This window comes from Streptomyces sp. NPDC058683, from assembly GCF_042716195.1.
Classification (GTDB): domain Bacteria; phylum Actinomycetota; class Actinomycetes; order Streptomycetales; family Streptomycetaceae; genus Streptomyces.
In genome coordinates, this window is record NZ_JBHXSK010000023.1 from 104,036 (window position 1) to 130,776 (window position 26,741).

Consider the following 26,741-nt stretch of genomic DNA (forward strand, 5'->3'; position numbering starts at 1 on the left):
TTTTGTGGTTATGCAACCCCCGGGCGCGCGTCACCGCCCGGGGGGGTTGGCCCGGGCCCGTTCCCCCCCCCCCCGCCCCGGGGGGGGGGGGGGGGGGCGCCCACCCCCCCCCCCCACCACACACAACCGAAATAAATAAGAGAGAAATGATGAGCATGACCGACCGCGAACAGCAGGCCCTCGATGTCCTCGACGATGCCGGACGAAAGGTGCTGTTCACCGAGGCCCGCACCGCGAACACCTTCGCCGAGGTGGCCGTTGCCGACGACGAACTGGCCTTGATCTGGGAACTCGCCCGCTGGTCGCCGAGCGCCGCCAACGGCCAGCCACTGCGTGTGCTCTTCGTGCGCACCCACGAGGGCAAGGAGCGACTCGTCCGGCATCTCGACGAGGGCAACAGGGCCAAGACGCTCAGTGCACCGGCCGTCGCGATCCTGGCATACGACGTCGACTTCCACGAGCAGATGCCGACCGTCTTCCCGGCCCGCGGCGAGATGCTGCGAGCGGCGTTCGCCGACCAGATCGACAGGCGCGAGAGCCTTGCCGCCTACAACTCGGCACTGCAGACCGGGGTCTTCCTGCTCGCCGTCCGCGCGGCGGGGCTGGCGGCCGGTCCCATGGCGGGCTTCGACAAGGCCGGCGTGGACGAGGAGTTCTTCGCCGGTACCAGCTGGCGCTCGCAACTGGTGGTCAACATCGGTCACCCCGGAGCCGACCCGTGGTTCCCGCGGCTGCCCCGCGTGCCCGTCGAGGACGCCCTCGCCTGGGCCTGACGGCACTGCCGCCGCCCGGTAGGTGAGAGGCGTCATGCCGTGCGCGCCGGTGCTCTTCTGAGTACCGGCGCCCATTTTTCACCGAGCCGGCTGTGACGGATTTCCCGCAGAGGAGTCAGGACACGAGAACGAGGCCAGGGCGCCGACCGGCACCGTGACACTTCAGTGCTGGGCGTCGTTGTTGCTGCCGAAGTCGGGTACATCGGCGGACAGCAGGTGTTCGGCGCCGCCTTCGAGGGCCTTGGCCGTCTCGATGGAGCGGGGGAGCATGGTCTTCTCGTAGGTGCGGATCGCGTCGGCCACCGTGGCGGCGTTCGCGAGAGCGAGGGCGCGGGCGAGCCTGAAGAACTCGTCGAGCAGACCGGCTTCGCGCAGGGCGATCTGGCCGTTGTCGGCGTGCAGGTCGAGGGTGCCGCCCTGGTTGCGCGCATCCGGGCCCCCGTCCCGGTCGTAGACGGTGACCGCTATACCGCGCCGCTGAAGGATGCGGGCGCAGGTCAGTCCGCCGGGACCGGCACCGATGATGCTGATGCGGGCCCGGGCGGGTTCCGGGGAGTTCATGGCTGTCCCTTTCGGTCGGCGAAGAGAGGCGAGCAGACCGGGCGCCGTCGGCCTCGGCACCGGATGTGCCGCACAGAGGGGCCTCTCAGATGAACAGGCCGGCGCGGTACAGACGATGACCAGGCCGACAAAGACGTGCTGCTCAGTGCTCGCAACGCCCATAAAATCAGAGCGAGTAGAAAAGTGCAACGACTCTACTTAGCGACTGATTCGACTATCGGGTACGCTCCAGCCATGACCATGCCCCCCGCCGGCCGCCGCGACCGCAAGAAGGCGGCCACCCGGCAGGCGATCGCCGACGCCGCACTGCACCTCTTCCTGGAGCACGGCTACGACCAGGTGAGCATCCGCGACATCGCCGACGCCGCCGACGTATCGACCGCGACGGTGTTCAAGCACTTCAGCGGCAAGGAAGCGCTGGTCTTCGACCAGGACGAAGACCGAGAGGCACAGTTGACCGCCGCGGTGCGGCAGCGCCCCTCCGGCCAGAGCATCCTCGATGCCCTTCGACAGCACGTCCAGGACACCTGGCCGTCGATCGAGGCACATCCTCAAGCGGCCGAGTTCACCAACCTGGTGAACTCCACGCCGGTGCTGCGCGCCTACGCCGAACGCATGTGGACCCGGTACACCGACAGCCTCAGCGCAGCCATCGCTGACGAATTCGGCGTTGACCACGACAACCTCACATGCGTGGCGCTTGCCCGATTCGTACTCGAGATCCCGATGCTCGCTCGCGGCCGGCAGGACCGCCGGACCGCCGTCGACGCGATCTTCGACATCCTCACCCACGGCTGGAAGCCACCAAGCAAGCCACCCGCCCAGTAGCGCCTGGGCCGTTTCCCGGGCCCGACCTCGACCAGCCTCGGCCTGCCTACGCGCTTCGGTCGCAGTCACCCGCCGCGTGATCCCGGTCCTCAGCGAGCCCGCGCCAGGGCTGGCACACTGAATCTGTGGTTCCGCTGATGACCGCGACCGAGCAGGCCGCGTCCTCATCACTCACAGGCGCCGGCGTGGTGTCGGCCTGCGCACTGCTCTTCACCGTGGCGTCGTTCTGGTGGCTCAACGCCAGACAAGGGCACCTGAGGACGTGGGAGCCTCATGCCTTCGCAGCGATTGTCCACTCATCGACGACCCGTCTGCGGCTCCCGCTCGTCCTTCATAACACCGGCCCCAAGCCGATAGTCGTACAGGACCTCATCCTCACTTTCCCTGACGAACCCGCATCTCACCTGCCGCTCCTGTGGGTTTCCTCACCGTCTCGCCTCCAGCCGGGGCCGGACGAGGATGCGAAGCTGCCGGCCGGCTTCGTCGTGCCCGGCAGAGAGGCGCAACAACTCTTCCTCGAGTTCGAGGCACCGTTCTCCGGGTTCATGCCGGAAGCCCGTGACTACAAGGTCCAGCTGCAAGCCCGGGTCGGTCACCGCAAAGGGTGGCGCCGCCTGCTGACGTTCACCCTGCGGGCCGCCAACATCATCGATCCGAATCGCTACACCGTCTACAACAACGCACCGGTCGAGCTAACCAAGGAAGATCAAAAGAGGGCGGATGCCACACTCCTTGAACTGTTGGAAGAGCAAGGGGACGACTCCGCTCCGGGCGGCAGGAGACAGCGGGATTCTCCCGATGACGATGGCGATACCGGTACGAGCCGCTAATGCAGCACCAGCGACACCTGTCGCGCCGCGTCACCGGTTCGACGCATCTTCGGCGCGCAAGGCTGCCGCGTCAGTCGGTTACGAGCCGGTCTTTGTCCCGATGCCGTGGGCGAGGAGGCTCTCGGCGGTGTCCGCGATGGTGTCCTCGATGGGACGCGCTCGCCACCCGAGAAGCTTCTCCGCCTTGGTGCTGGTGGCGTCGAGGTCCCGGCCGAGCTGGTGTTTGAGCAGTCGTAGTTCCGGGTTCACGAGGCCCAGGGTGCGGGCGACCCAGACGGGCAGTTCACGGGTCGGGGCCTTCGCAGCGCGCTCCCCCAGGCGGTCATGCAGAATGCGTGCGATGTCGATGACGCGCAGGCTGTGCCCGGCGATTGCCAGGAAGCGTTCGCCGGCGGCTGCCGGATCGGTCATCGCGCGCAGATGCAGATCCGCGACGTCGCGCACGTCGACGAAGCCCATCCCGAAGGGAGGGCACGCAGGTACCTGTCCCTCAAGCATTCTGCGGACCAGACGCAGGGATGGCGGGTCGTCCAGACCGAGCAGTGGTCCAAGGACCCCCACGGGATGAACCGCTGCCAGTTCCAGACCACCACCCTCGTCTTGGACGAACTGCCAGGCCGCGCGTTCAGCGAGTGTCTTGGACCGCTGGTAGGGCGGGATATCGCTGTCGACGTTGGTCCAGTCCTCCTCGGTGAACGGGGTCGAGCGCGGGGGGTGTCCGATCCCGATGGCACCGAAGGCGCTGGTCAGGACGACCCGACGGACACCGGCGTCGCGGGCGGCGCGCAGCACCCGCAGGACGCCCTCGCGTGCCGGGACCACCAGGTCGTCGTCGTTGGCCGGCGTGTGGCGCAGGGTCGGCGAGGCGACGTGGAGGACGAATTCGCAGTCGGCGACGGCAGCGTCCCAGCCGTCGGAGTGTTCGAGGTCGGCGCGTACGACGGTGAGACGGTCGTCGTCGAACGGTGTGGCCGTGTGCAGCCAGGAGCGCAGTGCCGGCTCGCGTTGCAGGTCGCGGACCGTGGTGCGGACGGTGTGCCCGGCCTCCAGCAGAGCCTGGATGCACCAGCTCCCGATGAAGCCGGTTCCTCCGGTGACCAGTACTTGTGTCATCTGTCTCTCCTTCAGCTGTTGGCTCGTGCGGTCAGGGGTGCCAGCGGGTGCGTCGCACGGTGGCGCTGGGTGGCGGCCACGCTGCTTGCGAGGAGGGCGTGGCCGATCATGATCGGGTAGATGACGGCGCGTTCGAACAGGCCGATGTTCCACATCCAGCCGGTGAACACGTCGGTCATGAAGAGGGGGAACGCGATCAGTCCGGCGGTGCCGAGCGCGGTGCTCGCGATCGAGCGGCCCCTGGTGAGGCCGATGCGGGTTCCGCCGGCTCCGACGGCGATCGCCATGATGGTGCCGGCGAGCATGACGCCCTGCGCGCCGAAGGCGTGGAAGGCGATCAGGCCCTTGCCGACGTTGGCGTTGGAGCCCTGGAAGATGCCGACGAGTGAGACTCCGACGCCGGCGAGGACGGCGAGGATCATGATCCTGATCGGACGGGCGCCCTTGCGCGGGTCGAACAGGAGGAACGTGCCGATGATCAGGAGGGTGCCGTAGATCACCCAGCCGGTGTCCATGACGGCACCGAGGGCGGAGTTGGCGACCTGTCCGAACGCGGTCTGCGGCGGGCCGGTCAGGCCGAGGTGGCTGACCCAGTCGTACAGGGGCGAGTACGGCGGGTCCTGCCATGCGCCGGCGGTGATGAACTCGGCGCCCCAGGACACTCGGCGCCCCAGGACATGAGCGGGCCGAGGAGGATGAGGAGGGCTCCGGCGCGGGCAGCGGCGCCGGAGCGGACGACGGGGTTCAGGCAAGTGCCATTCCGGGCACGCGCTTGCGGATGGCCTCCATCTCGGCTTCGTCCGAGACGCCCTGCCAGTCGTAACGGGGGGTGTACGGGGATTCCAGGGCGCGCACTTCGTCGTCGGTGAGCTCGATGTCGAGGGAGGCCACGGCCTCGTCGATCTGCTGGACCGAGCCGGCGCCGACCAGCGGCGCGGTGACGACCGGCTGGCGTCGCAGCCAGGCGAGCGCGACCTGTGCGCGGCTGACGCCGTGTGCGGCGGCGACCTTCCCGACGGCGTCGATGATCGCGTGGTTGGATGCCTCCTGCTCGGGCGAGTAGAGAGTGTCCGCGTAGGCGCCGTCCGTCTCGGAGCGCGCCGTCGAGCGGGCGTCGTCCCACGCTCGGGCGAGGCGGCCGCGGGCCAACGGCGACCAGATGATCGTGCCCACGCCCTCGTCCAGGCACAGCGGGATCATCTCCCGCTCCTCCTCACGGGCGAGCAGGTTGTAGTGGTCCTGCATCGACACGAACCGCGCCCAGCCGTTCTCCTTCTGCAGGCGCAGCGCCTTCGCGAACTCCCACGCGTGCATGGACGAGGCGCCGAGGTAGCGGACCTTGCCGGCCTTCACGAGGTCGCTGAGCGCTTCGAGGGTCTCCTCCCAGGGGGTGGAGTGGTCGTTGCGGTGGATCTGGTAGAGGTCGATGTAGTCGGTGCCGAGGCGGCGCAGCGAATGGTCGACCTCGGTCATGATCGCCTTGCGCGACAGTCCCCGTCCGTTGGGTCCCAGCCGCATCGGATGGCGCAGCTTGGTCGCGATCACCACGGCGTCGCGGTCGGCGAAGTCCTTGAGCGCGCGGCCGAGGATCTCCTCGCTGGAACCGTTGGAGTACATGTTCGCGGTGTCGAAGAAGTTGATCCCCGCCTCCAGCGCGTGCTTGATGAGCGGGCGCGCGTCCTGTTCGCCCTTCGACCAGACGGGGTGGCCCCGGTCGGGTTCGCCGTAGGTCATCGCGCCGATCGCGATCGGGGATACGTCGAGGCCGGTCGTGCCGAGCTTGATGTAATGCATGACGCTCCTTAAAGTATGTGGAGAGCTCTCCGGATAACGTAGTGGAGAACTCTCCACTTAGCAAGGTGAGGTCCCGTGGTCCGTTCAGACGCCCGTGAGAACAGGGCGCGCATCCTCGCCGCCGCACGTGAAGCGCTCGCGGCGGACGGCAGTACGTCGATGAACCAGATCGGCCAGCGCGCGGGAGTGGGCGCGGGCACCCTGTACCGCAACTTCCCCACCCGCGAATCACTGGTCCTGGCCGTCTACCAGGACGAAGTGGCACGCATCACCGGCACCGTGCCCGACCTGCTGGCCCAGATGCCGCCACTGGAAGCGCTCCGCCACTGGACGACCGACCTCGTCGAGGCCATGCGCAGAAAACACGGCCTCGGCGACGCCCTCGGCCCGGGCGCGCACCAGGCGATCAGCGAGCAGAGCTACGGGCCGGTCATCGCCGCGATCACCCAGCTCCTCGACGCCGGCAAGAAGGACGGAAGCATCCGCCCGGACGCCGACCCAGGCGACTTCCTCCAACTCACCGGCGCCTTGTGGCGCGCCGCGTCCAGCCCCGAGGACCGGGCACCCCACATGCTCGCGCTCATCCTCGACGGACTCCGCCCGCACCGGTGAACGACGCGCACGCGGCAGGGCCCGCCAGATGAACGACTTTTCTGTGGAGTCGGATTTATCATGCTTGCGCCGCTTTGCCCCGTCGGACGTCGACGATCGGTAGGAGCTGAGCCGAGCCGAGTGCCGTGATCTGCCGGGGTGTTGGCCCGGCCGGGGTCGGGGTATCGGCGAGTCTGCCGAGGAGTTCGTCGATCGCGGTCTGACCGTCGGTGAGCGGGATCGAGGCGGCCATCTTCTGCAGGTTGCCTTTGGCATCGAGGAGTTGGGCTCTCGTGGAGTCCTTTGGCGAGTAGAGGTCGCAGCGGGCGCAGGCCATGCGGTGCTGGCACTGTTCGAAGAAGGTGTAGGTGCAGTAGCCGTGTCCGAGGTCGTAGTGCCGCTGGAGACGGTGCGTGCGCGGTGGGAGAACAGGAAGTCGACCTGTTCTCCGGTGCGTTTGTCGGTGCGTTTGGGCTGGCTGGGGCGGAGTGCCTGCCAGGCGTTGATGGCTTGTCCGAGCAGTGGGTCGACGGGCTTCGTGAACGCCGTGCCGGTCTTGTGAGCGGGCACGTCCAGGAGACAGACGGCGTCCCGCGCGAGGATCTGCGTGGAGTCGCCGGCCACGGGGTCCCCAGTTGTGCTGCCATCGGATGCAGCCTAGGCGCAGGCGCGCGATCTCGTTGCTGCGCTGACCGGAGAAGAGCCAGGTCAGTGTGACGGCACGGACCAGTTCCACGGGGTAGAGAGGACCGCCTTTGCCGCTTGGGACGTCGTCGGCCTCCAGGTTGAGCCCGGCCCACAGCAGCTTCGCCCAGACGTCGTCGGCGATCACGCACGGTCGGGGGCCGATGAGTGCGTTGATGCTGCGGGGCAGGGCGAGAGCGCGCTGCGGGTCGAACCGGCGCGGCAGCCACTCCCAGTCCTGGGTATCTCGGAAGAAGACTCGTACGGCACGCACAAGGCCGGCTTTCGATTCGGCTTGCAGCGGCTGGCCGTGGCGCTCCTGGTAGCTACTGGTGCGCAGGACGTAGTCGCCGATCTTCATGCGGTCGACGGCCGCGATCCAGGCCGCGCAGGTCTGCCGCGTCCACGCGGCCGGATCAGCGGCTTCCGGCTGCTGCGCCGCGACCCACCGACCGGCTTTCAAGAGTGCGGCCCGGCTGTTGAGACGGGGGCGGTGCGTCATGGTCGTCGTGACCGTCCACCGTTCCACCCACTCACCCCACATCGGTGGGACCCCGGCGTGGCTGGCGGCGTCGAGTGTCCGGGCAAGCCCTGTGTCTGGACGGTCAGGTCGGTCTGTGTCCACGCCCCGATCGCTTCACAGCCCGGTTCGCCCTCGGCGTGCCCCTGCCACCGCAGAGCTGACACCTCGCCGCACGCCGCAAAGCTTAAATATAGGGAGCGCATGCTGTGGACACGTCACCGCTGGAGGTGGGGCGACGTCCGCCGCCGGTTCACCACCCCCGCCGGTCGGTGGCGATCATCACGGCAGACGGGATCGAACTGTTCCGCATCGCCTCGGTCACGGTCAGCCGCTACCGATACCGGGCCAGCACGATCCTGTGCTGCTCTACTCGCCGGTGACACCGTCGGCGAGTTCGCGGACTATGTCGAGTTGGCCGACGTGGCGGGCGTACTCCTGCAGCATGTGGAACAGGATCCAGATCAGGGCCGGGTGGTGGTCAGGGGGGTTGAAGCCGCCACCACTGCGTGCGGGTTCCTGCAGTTCGGCGCCCGACACGATCTTGCGGGACCGTGCGCACTCGTCCAGGAAGAGGGCTCGGATCGCCTCTGTCGACTCGTCGGCTCCGATCTCCCACTTTTGGGTGTCAGGATCTTCCTCGCCCCAGATGGGATCCACTTGTTCGGCGGCGAACCCCCAGCGGAACCATCGCCGTTCCACGAACGCGAGGTGCTTGAGCAGGGCGAGTGGGACCCAGCCGGACGGGAGCCTGCTGTTGCGCAGGTCCTCCTCGGACATGCCGTCGAGCTTGCGCAGCAGCGCGGCACGGTAGTAGTCGAGGTAGGCGAGCACCAGCTCGCGGGGGTCGGTCAAGTTGTCCGGCGGCTCAACTGCGGGCTCAGGGGAAGCGACCATGCGTCGGACGGTAACGCCGGGCGAGCTCGGCGGACCACCCGATATCGCCGAGACGGCGGGCTTCCCACGGTACCGTGATCTTCACTGGGTTGTTTCAGGCTGCCCCGGCGAGCAGGCGGCCGCCCCAGCGGATGCCCTTCTCGCTGCGGATACGGGCGCGCTCCTTGCGCTGGGCGGCCAGCACGTCGAGGTGGCGGGCGTTGGCGTTGCGCCAGCGCAGGTACCGCTGGAGCTCGCGGGTCTGAACGGTGTGGTTGGGGTGGTGGGAGTTGGCCAGGGTGAACTGCCGCAGCGGCCCGAAGCGCGCCTCGATGGGATTGGCCCAGGAGGCGTTGGTCGGGGTGAAGCACAGCTCGACCTTGTGCTTCTTCGCCCAGCGGCGGATGTCCGCGCCGGTGTGGGCGGAGAGGTTGTCCAGAATGATGTAGATCGGGGCACCGTCCGGGCGGGCGGCCCGGATCGTCTTCAGGGCCGCGAGCCCAGGTCGTTGACCTCCTCGGCGGCCTGCCAGTCCAAGCGCTGGCGCAGGCTGCGGCGCATGAGGACGAGGACCGAGGCTGTCCAGGCCGCGTTGCCAATCCGAGGCGTCGACAGCCACCCTCGCAGCCGTCCGAAGAACAGCGCGCTGCCCCTGCCGTCCGGAACGACGACCACGGATGCCCAACCGGACGATCAGAAGCGGCCCTTGACCGATGAGTACAGGGTTTCCACACTGCGCCGGGTGCCGTCACTCCCGCCGATGAAGTTCGTACGAGGGTTCAGACGAAACGTGCTGCCGTCCGCGCGACGTATGCGGACGTACGTATTCCCGGTGTAGGCGCCGCTCATATGAAGCTCAATGGGCCTGCCGCCCAGCGCCACCTCGTCGAGCGGATCCGCCCACAGGAGCCCTTTGCCGCGGGTCGACCAATAGGCGCTCCTGACCAGGAGAACCCGGCGGTCCGTCACCCCGAGGACGGCACGCCGGAGACCGGCACCGAGGTATCCGGACAGGGCCACCTTCAGGGTCTCCTCATCCAGATAGGGGTGCAGGGCCCGCTTCAGCTCGGACTCACTCATGACTCTCCTTCGTCAACCGGTCCTCAGCTGCCTGCGGTACGAGGTGATCGCGGTCAGCGCGAAGACCAGAGGCACCACTCCCAGGGCCACGAGCGGGTGCACCATCGACGTCACCACCAGCACCGTCAACGGGATGAACGCCAGCATCGTGGCGCCCGTGCCTGCCCACAGGGCTTTCCGGCGCGCCTGCCCCTGGCCGATGAGGACTGCGGCCTCCAGATCCGGCGACCAATCCGCACCGCGCAGCTCCTGCCACGCCGTCACCAGCACCGCGAGTTCCCACTCGACATCGACGTGCAGATCGTCGACGAACGGCAGCAGCACCCTGCGGCCGTCCCGGCCGTAGACGTACACGACCACGCCAGGCGAAGGGCTCTCCGCATGCGTTGCCTCCGCCTGGATGTCCTGGACGTCCTCCCAGGCCAGCCGTCGGCGCCTGATCATGCCGCGCACATGGATCGCCTTGATGTCCGCCGCGGTGGAACAGCGCAGGAAGGCGTAGCAGAACCACCCCCCGAGCGCCACCCACACGACGGCGACGGGGAGGACCACCGAGGCGGACACGTCGTCGTCGGCCAGCATCCCCCCGGGGAGGCTCACCGTGGCCCCGAACAGCACCAAGAGGAACACGAGCATCCGGGACCGTCTCATCCGGTACTCGCGCGGCAGTAACTCGTCCCCCACATCCCACCCCCTGCTCGGCGGCACTATGGTCCCAGCCATCGCCGGGCACTATGGTGGCGCCCCAACTCCCTTATGTCGAGCGCAACTTGAGACTCACCGCCACCAGCGACTCCGTCGTCGCCCAGCACCACCCGATCAGTACCTCCGTCCGTACCGCCAACCAACACGTCCCGTCGCGCCCATGCGCGGCAAGCTCTGTAGTTGTCGGTTACGGAGAAGAGCTCAACGCATATCAGAGGGTGGTATGCGAGTTGATAGGTGATTTATCGTCACCTGAACGCGTGAGGTTGCGGCACCACAACTGGTCAGCGGGCTCGGGCGCGCTGGGCTGAACCCCGTGCGCGAGCGCAAGCCCTCCAAGACTGAACCTGTGACGAAGCAGCGGGCGCTGATCGAACCGGTGATCGCCGCGTGGAAGGCCGCGCGCCCCTCGGTCAGCGGTCACCAGGGCCGGTACGAGATACGGGAGATCCTCAGCGCGCTCCCCGACCAGGGCCGCACCGGCTGCCAGTGTCCGTTGAGGGGGTTACGGACTTTGCAGGTCAGGCGAGCAACGTTTACGGAGGGGAGCCGGAGCCAAGGCAGTGGACGAGTCTGCGTCCGCGTCATGCCTCCTGCAGGCTCGCCGCCAGCCGAACGACTGCGTCGACCTGCCTGTTCAGCGCCACAAAATCCTCCGGCCAGCCCGCGTACCGCACGCACAGTTCCCGGCCGGCCATCGCCACCGACTCCACGTCCGGCGGCAGGCCCAGTCGCTGTATCTTCCGGTATTGCACCCGTGCAGGCGAATGCTCCTCGCGGAGGCGGACCATGACCGTCATGTACCAAAAGGATTCCGCCTTGGGGTCCTCGCTCGTGGCGCAAGCGATGCCCACCTCGACGCCCTCCCGGTGGCCCACGGCCAGCAGTGCGCCGCGAAAGAGCGGGCTGGCCGGCAGCTCCCACCCTTCCCCGTCGGTGGTGAACGCAGCCGGGTCGGTCTCGCAACGCCCCCCGTTGAGGCAGGCCCAGGCGAGCAGGCTCACGCGGCTGCTCTCCCGCCGGTCCGCGTCGCGCTGTTCGTCGCCCAGCGGCACGGCGCCGAGCAAAACCCCGAACACGAGCATGCCAGCGGCGAGGGGCACTATCAGCTGCCACGGAAATCGCCAGAACAACTCGAAGACGAGGAGGAGCACCGCCCCGCCCCCTCCGACGACCGCACCCATCAACAGCGTGTCCCGCGCATCGTCCGTAAGGCGCATGTAATGCAGTAGACCACCGCTTGCCGTCAATTGCCCTGCCCTGGGCGGTTGTTGTGCCGAGGGCGGATGGTCGGGCAGCTTCGGGGCCGGCGGTGCGGGCAGGGGGATTGGACAGTTCCAGCAGCGTTCACCGGAATCAGCGCAGCGGCAGCAACACGCCCAGAGTTGACGTTGACACAGAAGTGGCGAGGAAGGAACTGCACGGCTTGGGCCGGGTCGAAGCTCTCAAAGGGGTGGGTGATCACGGGCAGGGCTCCTGCTGGAAAAGTGCGGAAGGCCGAGGCTGGGGGCGCGGCTCAGCGAGTGCGAGCGCCACTGCGTACGACCGGCGGAGCGGGAGCCGGGTAGGCGGTCCGGCCTGCGGCGCGGCTCGGCGCGGACGGGGTCCAGGCGCCGGGGAACCAGACGGCGGTGTACTGCTCGATGGCGTCGCGCAGCCCGGTGAACACGGCGCCTTCCCACGGCGGTTGTCCGGGACGGTGGTACTTGTCGAATGTGCCGTACTTGGAGCTGTTCCAGGGAGTGCTGTGGGCCTCGTCGCGGCGGTGGAAGGTGCCGTGGTCGGCGAAGCTGAGTGCCACCGTGTCCATCTCGCCGCGGTCCGGGTGGACGACCGCCAGGCGCAGGCCGCCGTAGGTGCCCGCGTAGATGGTGCGGCTGAAGTCGATCCGCAGCCGCAGGGGCGTGCCTGGGGTCGGAGTGGCGTAGTAGGTGGTGCCCACGACGGTGTGGTCGTGGAAGGGGAGGCACAGCTCGGCGAAGAACTCGGGAGCCTCCAGTCGGCCAGTGAAGCGCTGGCGCAGGCGGTGTGCGGCTCGTTCGGGGTTTTGCCGCCTGCCACAGCCATGAGGCGGCTGGTGTCGTGGTTGGCTGCGAGCGGCCAGTCTTGGGCGGCGCGACGAAGCTCGGCCGCCGTCAGAGGCCGTGTCTGCACGATTTCCAGGGCGTGGTGCATCGTCACCGATCTCCCAACCGGCGTGCCGGGGTGTACGGCAGGCGGGTGCGGATGTGTGCCGCGTGCAGGAGGGGGTCGAAGACTGCCAGTCGGCGAGGGTGAGATCGGGGGCTGTTCCGGTGGCGTGGCCGGGGCAGTGCTGGGCGCGCCAGCGCAGTTGGTGGGTGTAAGGGCAGGTGGCTGAGGTCGTAGACGGCCATCGTGGTCTCGGGGAGAGCGAGTTGGCCGTGGTGGGGGCGGTCATCGTGGCGGAGGTACCAGTCGTTGCGGTTGCCACAGTGACGGCAGCGGCCGGTCTGCCCGGCGCGCAGTAGCCGGCTAGGGCTGGTCGGGGCGATCTGCAGACCGCGGCGGCGGGGAACGTGGCGGGGGCTGCCGTCCCAGTGACGGTCCGCGGGCAGAGGGTGGGGGCGCATGGCGGTGACCGTGCCAGGTGACACGCCGAGGGCCGGTGGCGGCTTTCGGTGATGTCACACGATCAGCCCCACGCACGGGAACGCCTGCCCGACATGTGGATCATTCGTTCGATGCCGTCCCGTCCGGGCGGGTGATTCTTTCCGCGGCCGGTGAGCGGTTGGCGGTGCGGCCGGGGCAGGGCCAAGGCGTGCCAGGGACAGGGTGGCCCTCGCACAGAGCGGTGAGGAAGCGTTCGATGGGGACGTCGAAGGCGTGGGCCAGCGCGTGCCAGGTGGTGGCGGTTCCGGTACTGCGTCCGTGTTCGAGGTCGATGAGGGTGCGCCGGGCCAGGCCGCTACGTTCGGCGAGTTCGTCGTAGGTCCATCCGCGCTCGCCCCGCAACCGCACGAGTTCGACGCGCAGCGCGTTGAGGTTGGGGTCGGGCGGGATGATCGTCACCCCACTATCCGACGGTGCAGACCTCTGCCCCGCCAGTGCGGGTTTCTGCACTTTCTTCTCGTGGGCTCGCGCGACCGTGGTGCAGGAATCTGCACTACCGCGCGTCCGTCCGGAACGCCTGACCACAGGCGTTCCGGCCCTACGGCACGGACAGACAGGAGGACGGTCGGCCGATGAGGCTCGGCGGTGCCGCGGTGCGGCGCACCTGGACGGTGGAACTCCACCCGCGGGCAGGCAGGCCCAACCTCGTCTGCGCCCAGTGCACCACCCGCACGCCCGCATGCGAGGCCGCCTCCGCACGGTCCGCCGCCCTGGCCCATCTGGCCTGCCACGCGCGCGCCCACGCGCTGCCCGGGCATCTGCGCACCTGCCAGTGCCAGCCCAGGGCTGCAGCTGGCATCCGCGCCACCGCCGCTGCGCCGGCCCGGTCCTGCTCGCCCTCACCCAAGGCCGCGCCGGCCGCGCCTGGCGGCTGGCCGACACCTGCGCGGCCTGCGCGGCCGCGACCAGCCATACCGCCATCGTCCCCGACTCACCGCTCGGCAGACCTCGCTCCCCCGTCCCGCCTGCTCCTGCGCGCGGCACGCACCGGCCCGGGGTGGAGGAACGCCTGCGGGTACGGGAGACACTCACCTATCTCGCCGCCGCTCTGCCCCAGTTCACCTCCCCCGCCGCCCGCATGCTCGCCGTGCAGTGCGCGCTGCGCGCCGACACCCGAGGTCGCGCCCTTCTCCCCGCCGGCCTGCTGCGCGGCATGCGCCTGCACGGCCGCACGGAGATCTGGGAGGAACTGGCCTGCGGAGTCTGGCTGCAGCACCCCGACGTCAGGTCGGCCCCGGTGGACGTACAACTGCTCGACGCAACCGTCCTGGACCAGATTCCCGGCCGGCGCACACGCTGCTGCGCCGCGCACTGGGCACTACGCCCCACACCCTTGCACCTGCCCACGACCTCACCGCCGGCAATGCGGCTGATCACTCTGATCCTCGCCGCACACATCACCGATCTCGCCCCGCACACCGTCGACACGGAGGCGCTCACCCGCCTCAGCGGCCACTCTCGGCAGCAGACCGCCGAGCTACTCGACCGGCTGATCGCCGTCCGCGTGCTGACGGCATGGCGTCAACACCAGGACACCGACGAAGTGCTGTGGGAACCCATCACGCCTCAAACGACGACCCGGCCCTGATCGCGGCACACATCACCCGCCACCCGTTCGCGGCACTCTCCTTTCGGCCCCATGCCCACCCCAGGACAGAATGTGTCGTACGCACAGGGAAACCAGGGTTTCCCACCCGTAATATCGCTACGCCGAGGCACACAGCAGCCGACGTTTCTTTCCGAACGTGCCGCAGTATGCCCGCAGGCTTCGATCCGGCCACGCCCCGAGGAGACAGCAATGCCCGACAGCACAGCTCACATCACTGAGTTGACCTCGCAGTACATCAGCCAAGTGACCAACGACCTCGAACGCAACGTCAAGGAGCAGGAACGCATCACCGAAGAACTCGCTGTACTGCAGCAACAGTTGGCCACCCTGCAGCAAGAGCACACCGTGCTGGTCAACGTGCAACAGGCACTCGGCGCACCGGCCGCAGCCCCCGAACCGGCCGGCACCGACAGCGCCGCAGTGCCCTCCCCCAGGAAGAAAACTGCCCCCGCAACCGGCACCCGCCGGCCGGCGAAGAAGGCGCCGGCACAAGAACCTCAGGACAAGAAGGCAGTCGCGAAGACAGCTCAGACCACGCTGGTGGACCTCATCCACCAGCATGTGGCCGGGCAGGGCAAGCCGCGCTCCGCCGTGGAGATCGCGGAGGCGCTCCGGCAAGCACACACCGAGCGCACCATCGACACGAAGGTGGTGCGTACTACTCTCGAAAACCTAGTGGCCAAGGGCCGTGTCCACCGCGCCAAGCAGGGCTCCTCGGTGTTCTACACAGCCGCCGGTGCACCGGAGCAAGAGGCAGCTCCCACGGGCGAGACCCAGCCCGAAACTGCCACGGCATAGGGACATCGCCTACTTCATCACCACGGCACCGCCGCCGGCCCGATTCGCAGACACCGGAGGCGGCGGCCGTCGTGAGCCGAGCGAGCTTGCCATGGTCTGCTGGGATGCAGAAGCGGGTGATGCCGGGGGTGTCCGGTCGCGATCGCCCACGGGTCATCCTGCAGTGCGGGATGGGCGGCAGCTGGCCTACGCCCCCAGCACCATTGCGAGATCACAGAGGCGGCCGTCATCCGGGACCCCGTCCTCGTCCGTCGACGCCCCTCGCATCTAGCCGGACGCCGACCGTGGGCAGCGAACGAACCGGGTCCGACGCGATGTTGCGTAATGGCTCACGCACGTCTCCCCGTTGGAAGCCATACCCACTACCGCCGTGGGTCCCAGGGCGGCGGCACCTGGCAGATGAGCCATCCGCAGGCGGGACGTCTGAAGTTGCCGTTACGAACGGATCCTGCTCGCCAGCACTGACGGCCGACTCCTTGTTGTGCACCACGCTTGATCCGGGCATTCCATGCATGCAGGAACTGCTCCGACTCGCCGACCCCCTTCATGCGTAGCGAACCACCCCTGCCGAACAGCCCATCATCAGGCAGGTGTTCCCTGCAGAGGTGCGTGTGCCGGAAAGACGAAACGCCGTTGCTGCAACGTTGGCTTCGTGTACCGACGCAGTCTCGGCGCGGGGTCACCCTCGTCAGCTTTCGCGTCTGCTGCAGTAAGTCGCTTCGAACGACGTGCCATTCCCGGCCCTGGACGGCTGAAGAGGCGCCAGCTCTACGGAGGGGCCGGGACTCTCGCCCAGACCGTCTTTCCGGTGTTCTACGGCAGAGAAGATCCCCAGGATGAGCTGATTGCCTCGATGATGTGCAGGCCTCGCCCTGATTCGCTGAACTCGCCTGGCCGCTGGGGCTGACGAGCACAAGGGGCTCGGATCCGCCACGACGCATATGACAGCCTGGTGTCTGCGGACGAGGCCGAGCCAGGCCGTCGGAGCGGTTTCGCTTGTGGCGCTGGCCTCGAGCGCGTGGCGGGCGGCGTTGGCGATAGGTCGAGACGGCCATCAACGCCGTGCTGACGAATCCCGAGGTGCGCCGGCTGCGGGAGGCGATCGAGTGGGAGGAACGGCAGGCCGGTGCCGAACTGGCCCCCGCCCTGCGGGGGTTGCAGGACCGCTACGACCGGGCCGTGCGGGAGGACGACGTCGACATGCTCCGCCGGATCTGCCCCGGCAAGCACGGGCGCTGGGGGCGGATCTGCCTGCTGGACTCGGGACATGAGGCAGCAGAGGCGCACTGGGGGATCACGGGGGAGGGCCGGCCCATCGGGTGGGCGGGCAGCGCTCCGGACGACGTCTGACCCCTCCGGCTGTAACGCCTCACGTCAGTGGCCCCGCCGATCCCCCGTGCCGACCAGCGGCAACGCTCTGGTCTGACGCCCCGTCAATGACACCGGTCCGCTGACACCAGACCCGTCACATCGCTGCTCCCGGCGTATCCCGTGAGATCACTCGGTCGTTGGGTGAGTCATGAAGAAGATCATGCTCGCGGTACTTCCCGCTCTTGCCCTGTCCCTCGCGGCTCCCGTAGCTCACGCTGACAACGACTCCAACTTCGCGGGGCCGGTGAACGCTGCCGACAACTGGAACTTCTCGGCGGGTGTCGTCTGCATGCAGGAAGTCGCCATCGTCCCGGCCCTCGCCGGTACCCCTGGCTATGTCGGCGACCAGGACAACAACTGCTCGAACGGCAACGTGATCGACCACTCCTGAGTACCGCGTCTGATCGAGAGGACGCAGACCAAACCGGTCTCTTCGATCACGGGCTGGCGGAAGCCGAAACTGATCACCCACCCGTCGCCCTGGGCGGCGTCGCGCGCCAACTGCGAGACTTCGGAAGCGGACCGACGTGCCCGGGCTGTGCGGACGGACCTGGCCCGGTCTGTGAGCGCGGGGAGTGTCGGCGGTGCATGGGCCGCCTCGGCTCGGCATCCAGGTGCGTGTACTGCCTGCACCGGGCAGAGCCCTCGCTGCCCGGTGCACACAGGCGTGACGACGACGCCACGCCGTCGTTGAACAACACGACTCATTCGCCGGGCCCGAGGATGTCGTCACTCCCCTGGGCCCGTGGTGTGTCCGGCCGGCGTCACCGGAATGCGAGGGGCTGTACCGACCGCAGTACAGCCCGTCGGTCATCGCCTCCAGGAGCCCTGGGGGTTGCGTTCGGGCATGCGGCTGGGGTGGGTGAGTCGGCCCGTCGCCGCCTGGGCGAGCCAGTCGGCCCACCGGTTGATGAACTCGTCCAGGTCCCCGATGACGAGCGGGATGACCGGCAGCACGAGCTGGCCCCGTACTTCGCGGGTCACCGATTCAGGTCTGTGTGCACCCCGGTCCGCACCCGATGCAGAATCCCGTCGATCACCTGTCGATGATCACGCCACCGGCCACACCGACCGTTGCTCGCCGGCAAGAACGGTCGCGGCCGCTCCCATTCCGCATTCGACAGCCCACCACGCCGATCCCCACCCATGCCGGGAGCAACGACCGGATCAGCTCTTGGCTCTGTGCCGCGATGCCGGCCAGGAAGATGTCGACGCCGGTGATGAACTGATCGCGGTCGTCGTGCTCGCGCAACCGTGTCGTCGCCGCGTATACGAACGGGTACCGGCTGGGGCCCAGTTACGCCCATCGTTCGGCGGCGTTGTCCAGGAAGGCCGCTCGGTCCGTGTCGCTGCCGGCGCGGCACCGGACGTTCGCGGCGTTCTGCCCGGCTACGCCCATGACGGCTTCCACGGAGGTGTCGGCAACACCGAGGTGATCATCGACCGGAGGACCGGCACACTTCTGGAACTCGTCGAGCCGTGGCGAAGCGAGAAGGACCAGCGTCGGGCGACCTACCTGTCCGTCGGACTGACCGACAGGATCGGCTGACCGACGACGCGGCCACGGCGCACGGCCCGGTCCGGACCGTGCGCGGTGGCCCCGGGGCCTTCGCCCGTCGTGCGCACGACCGGGGCGGGCGACTACGCGCGGCCGTAGAGTGGAGCCGTGCCGGCGGGGTCCGGGACGTGCGTGAGGGCGGTGAGTGTCCTTGTGGTCAGGTCGCGGAGCCAGCGGTGGCCGGCGTCGCGGTCGTGGCGGGCGTGCCAGGCGACGACGAGCGGGACGGGCTCGGCGGGCTCCGGCAGGGGGTAGGCGCGTAGTCCGGCGGGGAGGGAGTCCGTGCCGAGCAGCGTCGTGGCGACCGTGATCAGGTCGTCGTGGGCGGCCACCGTGCGCAGCGCCAGCGCGAGCGTCGGCACCGTGAAGGCGACCTTTCTGCGCAGGCCGTGACGCTCCATCAGGTCGTCGAGCCGGGTGCGGGTGCGACCGCGCCGGGAGACCACGACGTGCGTCAGCGCGGCGAAGCCCTGCCAGGTCGTGGGGTCGTGCGGCAGGTTCCGGTGGCCGACCACGACCAGGGTGTCGGTGAGCAGGGTGACCGAGCGCGTGTCGGCGTGGTCCGGGGTCTCGTCGGAGATCTGGAGGTCGACCGAACCACGCCGTAGCTCGTCCACGGTGGCGGCGGCCTCGCCGAGCACGCGCAGGCAGACGCCGGGCGCGGTGGCGGCAAGCGGGGCGGCGAGATGCGGCAGCAGCGCGCCGGCCACGATGTCGTTGCACTGCAGGGTGAAGGTGCGCTCCAGCGTGGCGGGGTCCACCTCGGCGGTCGGGGCGAGGACGACCTGGGCGCGGGTGACCAGGTGGTGGACCTCCTCGCGGATCTGCTCGGCGTACGGCGTGGGCAGCATCGAACGCCCGGCGCGGACCAGGATCTCGTCGCCGGTCGCATGCCGGATCCGGCTCAGCGTGCGGCTCATGGCGGGCTGCGAGAGGTGCAGCCGGTCGGCCGCGGCGCCGACGCTCCCCTCGTCGAGTAGGGCGTCCAGCGCGGTGAGCAGGTTCAGATCCAGATGCATACAGGTAATCCTAGGCATCGGAAGTATGCATTTGAAGTTATCTGTTGCCCGGCCTTCACTGGATGTCGGGCGCCGACCGGTGCCTGGTAGCGGAAGGAGCGAGTCATGCGCACTGTCATCGCCGGAGGCGGCCTCGTCGGGCTCACCACCGCGGCGTCTCTCCAGTCGATCGGGCACGACGTGACGGTCCTTGAGCAGGCACCGGAGGTACGGGCCGCCGGGGCGGGCATCGGCCTGTGGCCGAATGCGCTGCGGGAGTTCGACCACATCGGCATCGGCGCGGCCGTCCGCGGCATGGGCAGTGAGATCGACACCTGGTTCTTCGACGCCGCCGGCCGCCCGATACGCGCCGCCGGCTCCAGCGCGAGCGACCACCGGTTCCTGCTCGTGCCGCGGCCCGCGCTGAACAGCCTGCTCGCCGATGCCGTCGGCCGGGAGCGGATCCGCCTCGACGCCCGCGTGGCCGGGTACACCGAGAAGGAGTCGGAGGTCGTCGTCCATCTCGCCGACGGCGAGGAACTGCGGGCGGATCTGCTGATCGGCGCGGACGGTGTGTACTCCCGCGTACGGGCCCAGCTCGTACCCGGCAGCGACCCCGTTGAGCACGCCGGGCACTACGCCTGGCGCGCGATCGTGCCCGCCGGCGACGAGCGTCCGCAGGGCTCTGTGCTCACGGTCGGCCGGGACCGCACCCGCGGCGGGTACGCCCGGGTCGCGGCGGGGCAGACCATGTGGATGGTCAACCAGTTCGAGGCCGGCCCGCTCACCGGCAACAAGCGGGAGCGTGCCCTGCACCGCGCCCGGAACCTGGCCGAGGCGGGCTGGCACGACGACCTCGTGGAGATGATCGCCGCCACCCCCGAGGACGCCATCCTGGAGAACCAGATCATGTTCGTCCCCCCACTGCCGTACTGGACGAGCAAGCGGATCGCGCTCATCGGGGACGCCGCGCACGGCCTGTCCCCGCACATCGCCGCGGGCGGCACCCTCGGCATCGAGGACGCCGGTGTCCTTCGCGCCATCCTGTCTGCCGAGCCCCATCTGCCCCAGGCACTCGTCCAGTACGAAGCCGCCCGCACCGCCCGGTTCGACGACGTCCGTGAGCACGCCGTCGCCGTCGAACAAGCCACTGATGCCGCCGAGTTCGCGCTACGGTACACCGCCTTCAGCCACTGGATGCTGACCACGGCACCCGCCACCTGAGTCGGCCCGGCCGCTGACGTGGCCGCTCGACCCAGCAGCGTACGGGCCGGCACAAGCCGGGATGCCTGCGGAACCGGTGAAGGGTGGACTGCCGACCTGGCACGTCTTCAGGAACCGGGCATGACGCGACTAGGCCTGACGAGTTGGTGCGTGATAGCGGGTGAGGCGTCGTGTCTGGGTGGTGGCGTGATCCGGCTGTGGTGATCATGGTCAATCGGGCGGTGCTGGCGCATCGACTGTTCACGGGGGTCTCTCGCCATCATCTTGCGCACCTGATCGAGGAGTTGGCGGCCCCGTGGCAGGCCGGCCTCGAGGGCCGCCGTCATGCTGCGCGAGGTGGGGTCCGGAAGCTGGCCGCGGGTGCCGGCACCCGGCATCAGCTGGTGTTCGTCGACCGACTCGTCGCCACGCTGATCCATCTGCGGCACGACCTGCCGCATTCGGTCCTGGGCCTGCTGTTCGGCGTGGACCGCTCCACCATCACGCGCGCGATCGGAGAGATAGGTCGGCTCCTGGCGGAGCGGGGACGCGCGGTCGCCGATCGCCCTGGCCTGCGTCTGCGGTCGCTGACGGATGTGTTCGCCTACGCCCAGGCCGAGGGCATCGAGCTGCGCCAGGACGCCACCGAGATCCAGGTTCGCCGGCCACCGGCCGGACGTGGCGGCCGGCGCGCGTTCGTCTCGGCCAAGAAGCAGCAGAACACGATGAAGGCCACAGTGATCGCGGACCGGCGGGGCCGCACGTTATGGACCGATGCCCTGCGCCCTGGACGTATGCACGATGCTACGGCCGCCCGTATCGAAGGCATCGGCGTCTGCTTCCAGCACTTCCCCTATGTCGAGGTCCTCCTGGACGACGGCTACTTCGGCCTGAGCCGTGACCACCGCGGGCACGCCATCACACCACCCAGAAAACCCCGGCCTGGAGCACTGCCCGACAGAGTCGAACAGTGGGAACGTGACCGCCACTGGCACTCCTGCGACCGCATCACCGTCGAACACGCCCTCGCCGACCACAAACACTGGAAGCAATTGACGCGCTGGACCCACCGCCGCGACCGCCTGCCCGACACCTACCGTGCCATAGCCAGCCTCAGCTCCGACCGCACCAGCATCACCTGAACATAGTCCACGACCAGGCGAAACGCGCCTCACCCGCTGTCACGCACCAACTCGTTAGACGACATTTCACTTGGTGAGTCTGCGGTAGCAGATGAGGCTGCAGGTGATAGCGGTGAAGGCCAGGAAGTGCTCGGCCTTGCGTTCGTAGCGGCGGTGCAGACGGCGGCAGCCGCCCAGCCGGGACATGGTGCGCTCGATCGTCCAGCGGTGCCGGCCGAGCCAGGTGGAGGACTCGAGCCTTGTGGGCGATGCGGTGCGGGATGCCTCGCTTGCGCAGCCAGCTGCGCCTGGAGAGGGACTGCAGGTCGTGGTTGCGCCACAGCTGCCGGCACTCGCGCCCGGCCTCGCATGATCTTTCGTACCGATGCCGCCGCAGCGATGGCGGGTTGAGCTTTACGCGGCCATCCGACGTGACGTTCTGCACCGGGACATCGAACCGTCGCGGAGACCCTGTGCCGACGAGATGGCGCGTGGGCCTCGCGGCGTCGACTTCATCACGATGGACGGGAGCGTGCCCGAACACCCCAACCGCTCCAAAGCATTAGCAAAGCATTAGCCAAGACAGGGCCAGGCCGCCGGGAATTGCCGTCCGTTGCGGTGACCGCCATCTGGCGTTCATACCTGTCTCACCGCTCCGGTCGACCGTGCTTCCTAGCGTCCGTGAGTGCGCGCACCGCTGACCTGTCGGAGCCTCCTGTCAGGTTCGGAGCGCTGCTGTCCGGTCGGTGTGCGACTGCACCCGACGACGCGAAAGGCCCCTGGAATGTCCGAAGAACCCAAGCAAACCAGAATCTCTCGTCGCAACGCGCTCGGCCTGTTCGGCGCGACAGTGTCCGGCGCCGCCGCCGGGCCACTGGTCCTCGGCGCCGGAACCGCCGAGGCGGTCCCGGCGAGGTCGGAGGTCACCGGCCTCACCACCGGCTCGGCCACCACCCCCGTCCAGGGCCTGCACCTGACCTTCGGCGCCGACCCGCGCAGCCAGATGGTCGTCTCGTGGGTCACCGACGCGGCCGTCAAGAACCCTCGGGTCGTTTACGGCACGCTGAATGGCGGCTTCGGCTCCACAGCGCACGCGACGACGAAGACCTACGTGGACGGCACCTCCGGGCGGACCGTCTGGGTCCATCACGCGCTGATCAGCAAGCTCAGGGCCGACACCGACTACCTGTACGCGGCCCAGCACGACGGCGCCACCCCCGACGCCGGCACCTTCCACACGGCGCCGTCCGGCCGAGCTCCGTTCACCTTCACCAGCTTCGGCGACCAGGGTGCGCCCAGTGTGACGTGGAAGACCGGAGCGAACCCGGCCGACGCCTCGGGCCGGGACTTCGAGCCCAACGCCACGCCCGCCGCTGCCGACATCGTCACCGGCGTCGAGAAGGTCGGCCCGCTGTTCCACCTTCTCAACGGTGACCTCTGCTACGCCAACACCGGGCCCGACCGCATCCGCGTCTGGCACGACTTCCTCGCCAACAACAGCCGCTCGGCGCGATTCCGCCCGTGGATGCCGGCCGCGGGCAACCATGAGATCGAGCTGGGCAACGGCAAGCTCGGTCTCGACGCGTACCAGACCTACTTCGAGCTGCCCTCGACCGAGACCCAGCCCGAGCTCGACAACCTCTGGTACTCCTTCACGGTCGGCGCGGTGAAGGTGATCTCCCTGCAGAACGACGACATCGCCCTGCAGGAGGGCGGCGACATCTACATCAACGGCTACTCCGGCGGCCGGCAGCTCGCCTGGCTGGAGAAGGAGCTCAAGTCGGCACGGGCTTCGAAGGACATCGACTGGATCGTCATCTGCATGCACCAGGTGATGATCAGCTCGGCGACCGCCGCGAACGGCCCCGATGTCGCGCTGCGTGCGGCGTACGGCCCGCTGTTCGACAAGTACGGCGTCGACCTGGTGCTCTGTGGCCACGAGCACGACTACGAGCGCTCGTTGGCGGTGCGTGGCGTCGTCCCCGGCAGCGTCACCCTCACACCCAACCCGAGTCAGACCGCACTCGACGTGATCGACAGTGCGCACGGCACGACGCACATGGTCCTCGGCGGTGGCGGCGTGTCCGGCATCACCAACAACAGCTTCACCACCGACGACGCCGACGGTCACGGGCATCACTCGGCATACGTCCAGATGGAGCACGTAGGCAAGTTCAACTCGGTCAAGGAGAAGGAGACGGCGGTCTGGATCGGCGTCCGCGACGCGGAGCATCCGTACGGCTTCGCCGAGTTCTCCGTCGACCCGGGCCGACACCCCGGTGACATGACCCGCATCCACGTCACGTACTACAACATCATCACGCCCACAGGTGAGCTGTCGGTCTTCGAGAAGTTCACGCTCCAGCGCCGTCGTAGTGACGGCGGCCACGGCCACCACTGACCCTCCGCGACCAGCAGCAGTAGTCGTCAACGCCTGGGGCCGGGACGTCGTCCCGGCCCCAGGCGTTGCCTGCCAGGAGCCCTTGGCGTGTGGATCTCGAACGCCAAATCGAGACGCGACGTGCTCACCGCAGACCAACTCGCCGCACTCGGCACGAGATGGGCGTAGCGGTGGGTGTCGAGGGCGTGGGTGGGTGTGCAGGTGGTTGATATTGGCGTATCGCGAGCTCAGGTCACCTGCGAGGGTATTCGCCTGATAGGCCGAGTACCGTCAGAGCTCTCCTCGGAGATGGGGGCGTGGGCGCTGGAGCACGGGAAGGGAATCTGGTTCAGCCCTGCAGGCGACCTTTCCTGGCCAGACTTCGAGTTCGATCGAGGGGCCCAGCGCGCGGGCGATACCGTCGTGAGCTGGGCCGTGTTCTTCAATACAGGGGACATCGCGGGATCCTCATGGGACATCAATCCAGGAGAGATCTGGCACCACTGGTAGATCGCCCCCGCTTTGGATCGCAACTGACGGCTGTCGTGGCGCTGGTTTTGCGCTCGTAGCGACGGTGCAGACGCCGGCATCCGGCGAGCCAGGCCATGGTGCGTTCGATGGTCCAGCGGTGCCGGCCCAGGCGTTGGCCGGAGTCTGTGCCCTTGCGAGCGATGCGAGGCGTGATGCCACGGGCGCGTAACCATCGGCGCAGGTGGTCGTAGTCGTAGCCCTTGTCGCCATGGAGTTTGCCCGGCTTGCGGCGTCGGCGGCCGCGTCGGGAGCGGATCGGCGGTATGCCCTTCACCAGCGGGATGAGGGCTTGGCTGTCGTGCAGGTTCGCTGCGGAGATACCGACGGACAGGGGCTGACCGCTCCGGTCGGTGATCGAATGGATCTTCGATCCGTACTCCCCCGGTCTACAGGATTCGGGCCTGTCAGCTCCCCTTTTTCAGCGCGCGCATGCTCACCGAGTCGATGGCGCAGCGGGACCGGTCCAGCTCGCCGCGGGCGCCGAGCTCGTCGTCGGACGACACCGCGCCGACCTGCGCGAACCCCTCACCGTCCGAGCCAACCAAGACGACACCTACCCGCCAGCGAGCGTCCACCCCACCACCCTGGGCGAACTGGACATGCAGGGACGACCTCGGCCGCTGGTCGCCTGCACCCCGGCGGGCCGAGCGCAAGAAGGCAACGCACACGCCCTGGTCCACGAGTTACTCGCCCAAGGCCACTCCCGCCGGGCGATCACCCGACACCTGGGCTGGGGCCTCAACACCGTGCTCCGGTAGGCGAACGCCACACGCCGGCAGGACACCTTTCGCGAGAACCGTCCCCGGCCCAGCAGGCTGGATCCCTACAAGCCCTACTGGGAGCGACGGTTCGCCGCGGGATGCACCAGCGTCACCCAGCTGCACAGCGAACTGCTTGCCGAACACGCCCCCGTCACCTACGCCATGGTCCGCCCCCCACATCGCCACCCTGCGCACCACACCGCCAGGCACGCCACCCCCACCGCCGACGATGCGGCAGGCGACCGGCCGGCTCACCCGCCACCCCACGGCCCTGAACGAAGAGGACCGCACCGATTTGAAGGACGCAAGATGATCCTGCTTCAGTAACGCTCCGCGACCACTCCCCAAGATCTGTGCCAGAACCAAGATTTAGCAACGCTGAGGGCCCGTCTCCACTGACCGGATAGCTGTCAGCCCCGGCCTCTACCATGCTCGGTCATGACCGATGACGTGCTCGACTACTCCCGGCCCGGGCCCTTTACGAGCCTGGACGTGACACAACTCCCGCTCATCGAAGGGCTGCCGGATGATCCCGTGGGCATCTGCGCCGCAGTGCAGAGCCTGGTCATTCAGCCCACGGACGCCGCAGCCTTGGGGATCTCTGAGGACCGGATCGTCGAGAAGAACATCCGGCCGGTCAACGAGCTGGTCACCGTGCTGACTGGCCTTGATCCCGCGCCGCTTCATCAGGCCCGAACGCCGAAGACGCGAGTGGTCGGCACCTGCCGTCACTTCGCCACCATGGCCTGTGCGTTCTTGCGAACGTGGGGCATACCCGCTCGCGCCCGGTGCGGTTTTGCCACCTACTTCGTGGAGGGACGCGGCCTCGACCACTGGGTCACCGAGTACTGGGACGCTGGCCAAGCCCGCTGGGTGCGTGTCGACTCCGAGATCCTCGGCAAGGGCCACGTCGACCGCCCCGAGGACCTCGCTCCCGGCGAGTTCCTGACCGGGGGCGAGGCCTGGGCCCAATACCGCAACGGCTTGATCGACCCGCACACGTTCGGGGTAGCCGGCACCGATCACGCCTGGGGATGGGCTGAAATCAGCGGCAACGCCGTCCGAGACCTTGCCTCGCTCTGCAAGCTGGAAACGCTGCCCTGGGACGAATGGGGCCGCATGACAGCAGCGTACGAAGACAGGACAGGACCTGAGTACGACCAGCTGATCGACATGGTCGCCGCTGCCTGCGCCGAAGACGATCCGCTGGCCCTGACCCGCCTGTTCGCCGACGAGGACCTGTCCGTTCCCCGGCGCATCGTCGGGTAAGGAAAGCAAGAGCACGCCCATGCTCCCTCCGTAAGCCTCTTGGTGTTGCCGAAACTCGCCGACGCCCACACCTCTCAACCCGGGGTGTTCTCGGCGCTCAGCGACACCCGTTCCCTAAACTCACCGACGTACCCACCCTCTACATGGAGGAACGTC

General features: G+C 68.4%; 26 protein-coding genes and 6 pseudogenes. 14 read left to right on the forward strand and 18 right to left on the reverse strand.

Annotation, left to right across the window (positions count from 1 at the left end; all coding sequences use genetic code 11):
- Positions 1-155 precede the first annotated feature (155 nt).
- The gene (locus ACFWXC_RS25640) at positions 156-773 is read left to right on the forward strand and encodes a malonic semialdehyde reductase (protein WP_384482293.1); all 618 of its coding nucleotides are present in this window, start codon (positions 156-158) and stop codon (positions 771-773) included.
- Between the two features lie 330 nt (positions 774-1,103).
- On the opposite strand, the pseudogene ACFWXC_RS25645 reads toward ACFWXC_RS25640, so the two are convergent.
- Positions 1,104-1,334 (reverse strand): annotated as a pseudogene (locus ACFWXC_RS25645) (FAD-dependent oxidoreductase); the annotation flags it as partial.
- Positions 1,335-1,568: 234 nt separating this feature from the next.
- On the opposite strand from ACFWXC_RS25645, the gene ACFWXC_RS25650 reads away from it, so the two are divergent.
- Together ACFWXC_RS25650 and ACFWXC_RS25655 are read left to right on the forward strand one after the other, a co-directional pair.
- Positions 1,569-2,162 carry a TetR/AcrR family transcriptional regulator gene (locus ACFWXC_RS25650; protein WP_384482295.1) on the forward strand — a complete coding sequence of 198 codons (594 nt, stop codon included), beginning with the start codon at positions 1,569-1,571 and terminating at the stop codon, positions 2,160-2,162.
- A gap of 137 nt (positions 2,163-2,299) precedes the next feature.
- A complete protein-coding gene (locus tag ACFWXC_RS25655; protein WP_384482296.1) occupies positions 2,300-2,992 on the forward strand; it encodes a hypothetical protein in 693 nt (230 codons plus the stop codon).
- 78 nt (positions 2,993-3,070) lie between these two features.
- On the opposite strand, the gene ACFWXC_RS25660 is transcribed toward ACFWXC_RS25655, so the two are convergent.
- The 3 genes from ACFWXC_RS25660 to ACFWXC_RS25670 form a co-directional block, all read right to left on the reverse strand.
- Positions 3,071-4,105, reverse strand: coding sequence for an SDR family oxidoreductase (locus ACFWXC_RS25660; protein WP_384482298.1), 1,035 nt, complete (start codon positions 4,103-4,105; stop codon positions 3,071-3,073).
- An 11-nt stretch (positions 4,106-4,116) separates the two neighbouring features.
- Entirely contained in the window at positions 4,117-4,767 is a 651-nt protein-coding gene (locus ACFWXC_RS25665) for a DUF998 domain-containing protein (protein WP_384482300.1), read from the reverse strand.
- Positions 4,768-4,849: 82 nt separating this feature from the next.
- Positions 4,850-5,899 carry an aldo/keto reductase gene (locus tag ACFWXC_RS25670; protein ID WP_384482302.1) on the reverse strand — a complete coding sequence of 350 codons (1,050 nt, stop codon included), beginning with the start codon at positions 5,897-5,899 and terminating at the stop codon, positions 4,850-4,852.
- Positions 5,900-5,974: 75 nt separating this feature from the next.
- On the opposite strand from ACFWXC_RS25670, the gene ACFWXC_RS25675 reads away from it, so the two are divergent.
- Complete coding sequence (locus ACFWXC_RS25675) at positions 5,975-6,511, forward strand: TetR/AcrR family transcriptional regulator (RefSeq protein ID WP_384482304.1); 537 nt, start codon at positions 5,975-5,977, stop codon at positions 6,509-6,511.
- A gap of 58 nt (positions 6,512-6,569) precedes the next feature.
- Here ACFWXC_RS25675 and ACFWXC_RS25680 read toward each other — a convergent pair whose 3' ends face one another.
- The 9 genes and pseudogenes from ACFWXC_RS25680 to ACFWXC_RS25720 all read right to left on the reverse strand — a co-directional run.
- Positions 6,570-7,676 carry a hypothetical protein gene (locus ACFWXC_RS25680; RefSeq protein ID WP_384482306.1) on the reverse strand — a complete coding sequence of 369 codons (1,107 nt, stop codon included), beginning with the start codon at positions 7,674-7,676 and terminating at the stop codon, positions 6,570-6,572.
- A gap of 387 nt (positions 7,677-8,063) precedes the next feature.
- Positions 8,064-8,591, reverse strand: a complete 528-nt coding sequence (locus ACFWXC_RS25685; protein ID WP_384482308.1) for a DinB family protein — start codon at positions 8,589-8,591, stop codon at positions 8,064-8,066.
- Between the two features lie 94 nt (positions 8,592-8,685).
- Positions 8,686-9,105: pseudogene (locus ACFWXC_RS25690) on the reverse strand (transposase); the annotation flags it as partial.
- Positions 9,106-9,263: 158 nt separating this feature from the next.
- Positions 9,264-9,650, reverse strand: coding sequence for a hypothetical protein (locus tag ACFWXC_RS25695; protein WP_384482310.1), 387 nt, complete (start codon positions 9,648-9,650; stop codon positions 9,264-9,266).
- Between the two features lie 12 nt (positions 9,651-9,662).
- Positions 9,663-10,286 (reverse strand): PH domain-containing protein, encoded by a 624-nt coding sequence (locus ACFWXC_RS25700; RefSeq protein ID WP_384482312.1) that lies wholly within the window; start codon positions 10,284-10,286, stop codon positions 9,663-9,665.
- 653 nt (positions 10,287-10,939) lie between these two features.
- Positions 10,940-11,575: a hypothetical protein gene (locus ACFWXC_RS25705; protein ID WP_384482314.1), complete on the reverse strand. Its 636-nt coding sequence runs from the start codon at positions 11,573-11,575 to the stop codon at positions 10,940-10,942.
- 296 nt (positions 11,576-11,871) lie between these two features.
- Entirely contained in the window at positions 11,872-12,297 is a 426-nt protein-coding gene (locus ACFWXC_RS25710) for a hypothetical protein (RefSeq protein ID WP_384482316.1), read from the reverse strand.
- A gap of 235 nt (positions 12,298-12,532) precedes the next feature.
- Complete coding sequence (locus ACFWXC_RS25715) at positions 12,533-12,946, reverse strand: DUF6083 domain-containing protein (RefSeq protein WP_384482318.1); 414 nt, start codon at positions 12,944-12,946, stop codon at positions 12,533-12,535.
- A gap of 187 nt (positions 12,947-13,133) precedes the next feature.
- A pseudogene (locus ACFWXC_RS25720) lies at positions 13,134-13,385 on the reverse strand (helix-turn-helix transcriptional regulator); the annotation flags it as partial.
- 373 nt (positions 13,386-13,758) lie between these two features.
- Between ACFWXC_RS25720 and ACFWXC_RS25725 the strand changes: the two are divergent.
- The 4 genes from ACFWXC_RS25725 to ACFWXC_RS25740 all read left to right on the forward strand — a co-directional run bounded on the left by ACFWXC_RS25725 (position 13,759) and on the right by ACFWXC_RS25740 (position 17,155).
- Entirely contained in the window at positions 13,759-14,574 is an 816-nt protein-coding gene (locus ACFWXC_RS25725; protein WP_384482320.1) for a hypothetical protein, read from the forward strand.
- Between the two features lie 210 nt (positions 14,575-14,784).
- Entirely contained in the window at positions 14,785-15,393 is a 609-nt protein-coding gene (locus tag ACFWXC_RS25730; RefSeq protein WP_384482322.1) for a hypothetical protein, read from the forward strand.
- Positions 15,394-16,455: 1,062 nt separating this feature from the next.
- The gene (locus ACFWXC_RS25735) at positions 16,456-16,743 is read left to right on the forward strand and encodes a hypothetical protein (protein WP_384482324.1); all 288 of its coding nucleotides are present in this window, start codon (positions 16,456-16,458) and stop codon (positions 16,741-16,743) included.
- A gap of 169 nt (positions 16,744-16,912) precedes the next feature.
- Complete coding sequence (locus ACFWXC_RS25740; protein WP_384482326.1) at positions 16,913-17,155, forward strand: hypothetical protein; 243 nt, start codon at positions 16,913-16,915, stop codon at positions 17,153-17,155.
- A 419-nt stretch (positions 17,156-17,574) separates the two neighbouring features.
- On the opposite strand, the gene ACFWXC_RS25745 is transcribed toward ACFWXC_RS25740, so the two are convergent.
- Together ACFWXC_RS25745 and ACFWXC_RS25750 are read right to left on the reverse strand one after the other, a co-directional pair.
- Positions 17,575-17,748, reverse strand: a complete 174-nt coding sequence (locus ACFWXC_RS25745; RefSeq protein WP_384482328.1) for a hypothetical protein — start codon at positions 17,746-17,748, stop codon at positions 17,575-17,577.
- A gap of 20 nt (positions 17,749-17,768) precedes the next feature.
- A pseudogene (locus ACFWXC_RS25750) lies at positions 17,769-17,912 on the reverse strand (transposase); the annotation flags it as partial.
- Between the two features lie 26 nt (positions 17,913-17,938).
- Here ACFWXC_RS25750 and ACFWXC_RS25755 point away from each other — a divergent pair.
- Entirely contained in the window at positions 17,939-18,313 is a 375-nt protein-coding gene (locus ACFWXC_RS25755) for a hypothetical protein (protein ID WP_384482330.1), read from the forward strand.
- 92 nt (positions 18,314-18,405) lie between these two features.
- Here ACFWXC_RS25755 and ACFWXC_RS25760 read toward each other — a convergent pair whose 3' ends face one another.
- Positions 18,406-19,341 carry a LysR family transcriptional regulator gene (locus ACFWXC_RS25760; protein ID WP_384482332.1) on the reverse strand — a complete coding sequence of 312 codons (936 nt, stop codon included), beginning with the start codon at positions 19,339-19,341 and terminating at the stop codon, positions 18,406-18,408.
- A gap of 105 nt (positions 19,342-19,446) precedes the next feature.
- Between ACFWXC_RS25760 and ACFWXC_RS25765 the strand changes: the two genes are divergently transcribed.
- Positions 19,447-20,544 (forward strand): FAD-dependent monooxygenase, encoded by a 1,098-nt coding sequence (locus ACFWXC_RS25765; RefSeq protein WP_384482333.1) that lies wholly within the window; start codon positions 19,447-19,449, stop codon positions 20,542-20,544.
- Between the two features lie 206 nt (positions 20,545-20,750).
- The gene (locus tag ACFWXC_RS25770; RefSeq protein ID WP_384482408.1) at positions 20,751-21,665 is read left to right on the forward strand and encodes a transposase family protein; all 915 of its coding nucleotides are present in this window, start codon (positions 20,751-20,753) and stop codon (positions 21,663-21,665) included.
- Between the two features lie 66 nt (positions 21,666-21,731).
- On the opposite strand, the pseudogene ACFWXC_RS25775 reads toward ACFWXC_RS25770, so the two are convergent.
- Positions 21,732-21,951 (reverse strand): annotated as a pseudogene (locus ACFWXC_RS25775) (transposase); the annotation flags it as partial.
- A gap of 477 nt (positions 21,952-22,428) precedes the next feature.
- On the opposite strand from ACFWXC_RS25775, the gene ACFWXC_RS25780 reads away from it, so the two are divergent.
- Positions 22,429-24,045 carry a purple acid phosphatase family protein gene (locus ACFWXC_RS25780; protein WP_384482335.1) on the forward strand — a complete coding sequence of 539 codons (1,617 nt, stop codon included), beginning with the start codon at positions 22,429-22,431 and terminating at the stop codon, positions 24,043-24,045.
- Positions 24,046-24,580: 535 nt separating this feature from the next.
- Here ACFWXC_RS25780 and ACFWXC_RS25785 read toward each other — a convergent pair.
- Positions 24,581-25,046 (reverse strand): annotated as a pseudogene (locus ACFWXC_RS25785) (IS5 family transposase); the annotation flags it as partial.
- A gap of 108 nt (positions 25,047-25,154) precedes the next feature.
- On the opposite strand from ACFWXC_RS25785, the gene ACFWXC_RS25790 reads away from it, so the two are divergent.
- Entirely contained in the window at positions 25,155-25,313 is a 159-nt protein-coding gene (locus ACFWXC_RS25790) for a hypothetical protein (protein WP_384482336.1), read from the forward strand.
- A gap of 441 nt (positions 25,314-25,754) precedes the next feature.
- Positions 25,755-26,585, forward strand: coding sequence for a transglutaminase-like domain-containing protein (locus ACFWXC_RS25795; protein ID WP_384482338.1), 831 nt, complete (start codon positions 25,755-25,757; stop codon positions 26,583-26,585).
- Positions 26,586-26,741: the final 156 nt, after the last annotated feature.

Excerpts from the sequence above, each read along its gene's own strand:
- ACFWXC_RS25640 (WP_384482293.1), top strand. The coding sequence starts at position 156 with ATGACCGACCGCGAACAGCAGGCCCTCGATGTCCTCGACGATGCCGGA.
- ACFWXC_RS25650 (WP_384482295.1), top strand. The coding sequence starts at position 1,569 with ATGACCATGCCCCCCGCCGGCCGCCGCGACCGCAAGAAGGCGGCCACC.
- ACFWXC_RS25655 (WP_384482296.1), top strand. The coding sequence starts at position 2,300 with ATGACCGCGACCGAGCAGGCCGCGTCCTCATCACTCACAGGCGCCGGC.
- ACFWXC_RS25660 (WP_384482298.1), bottom strand. The coding sequence starts at position 4,105 with ATGACACAAGTACTGGTCACCGGAGGAACCGGCTTCATCGGGAGCTGG.
- ACFWXC_RS25670 (WP_384482302.1), bottom strand. The coding sequence starts at position 5,899 with ATGCATTACATCAAGCTCGGCACGACCGGCCTCGACGTATCCCCGATC.
- ACFWXC_RS25680 (WP_384482306.1), bottom strand. The coding sequence starts at position 7,676 with ATGACGCACCGCCCCCGTCTCAACAGCCGGGCCGCACTCTTGAAAGCC.
- ACFWXC_RS25685 (WP_384482308.1), bottom strand. The coding sequence starts at position 8,591 with ATGGTCGCTTCCCCTGAGCCCGCAGTTGAGCCGCCGGACAACTTGACC.
- ACFWXC_RS25695 (WP_384482310.1), bottom strand. The coding sequence starts at position 9,650 with ATGAGTGAGTCCGAGCTGAAGCGGGCCCTGCACCCCTATCTGGATGAG.
- ACFWXC_RS25700 (WP_384482312.1), bottom strand. The coding sequence starts at position 10,286 with ATGCTCGTGTTCCTCTTGGTGCTGTTCGGGGCCACGGTGAGCCTCCCC.
- ACFWXC_RS25705 (WP_384482314.1), bottom strand. The coding sequence starts at position 11,575 with ATGCGCCTTACGGACGATGCGCGGGACACGCTGTTGATGGGTGCGGTC.
- ACFWXC_RS25715 (WP_384482318.1), bottom strand. The coding sequence starts at position 12,946 with ATGCGCCCCCACCCTCTGCCCGCGGACCGTCACTGGGACGGCAGCCCC.
- ACFWXC_RS25730 (WP_384482322.1), top strand. The coding sequence starts at position 14,785 with ATGCCCGACAGCACAGCTCACATCACTGAGTTGACCTCGCAGTACATC.
- ACFWXC_RS25740 (WP_384482326.1), top strand. The coding sequence starts at position 16,913 with ATGAAGAAGATCATGCTCGCGGTACTTCCCGCTCTTGCCCTGTCCCTC.
- ACFWXC_RS25760 (WP_384482332.1), bottom strand. The coding sequence starts at position 19,341 with ATGCATCTGGATCTGAACCTGCTCACCGCGCTGGACGCCCTACTCGAC.
- ACFWXC_RS25765 (WP_384482333.1), top strand. The coding sequence starts at position 19,447 with ATGCGCACTGTCATCGCCGGAGGCGGCCTCGTCGGGCTCACCACCGCG.
- ACFWXC_RS25770 (WP_384482408.1), top strand. The coding sequence starts at position 20,751 with ATGGTCAATCGGGCGGTGCTGGCGCATCGACTGTTCACGGGGGTCTCT.
- ACFWXC_RS25780 (WP_384482335.1), top strand. The coding sequence starts at position 22,429 with ATGTCCGAAGAACCCAAGCAAACCAGAATCTCTCGTCGCAACGCGCTC.
- ACFWXC_RS25790 (WP_384482336.1), top strand. The coding sequence starts at position 25,155 with ATGCAGGGACGACCTCGGCCGCTGGTCGCCTGCACCCCGGCGGGCCGA.
- ACFWXC_RS25795 (WP_384482338.1), top strand. The coding sequence starts at position 25,755 with ATGACCGATGACGTGCTCGACTACTCCCGGCCCGGGCCCTTTACGAGC.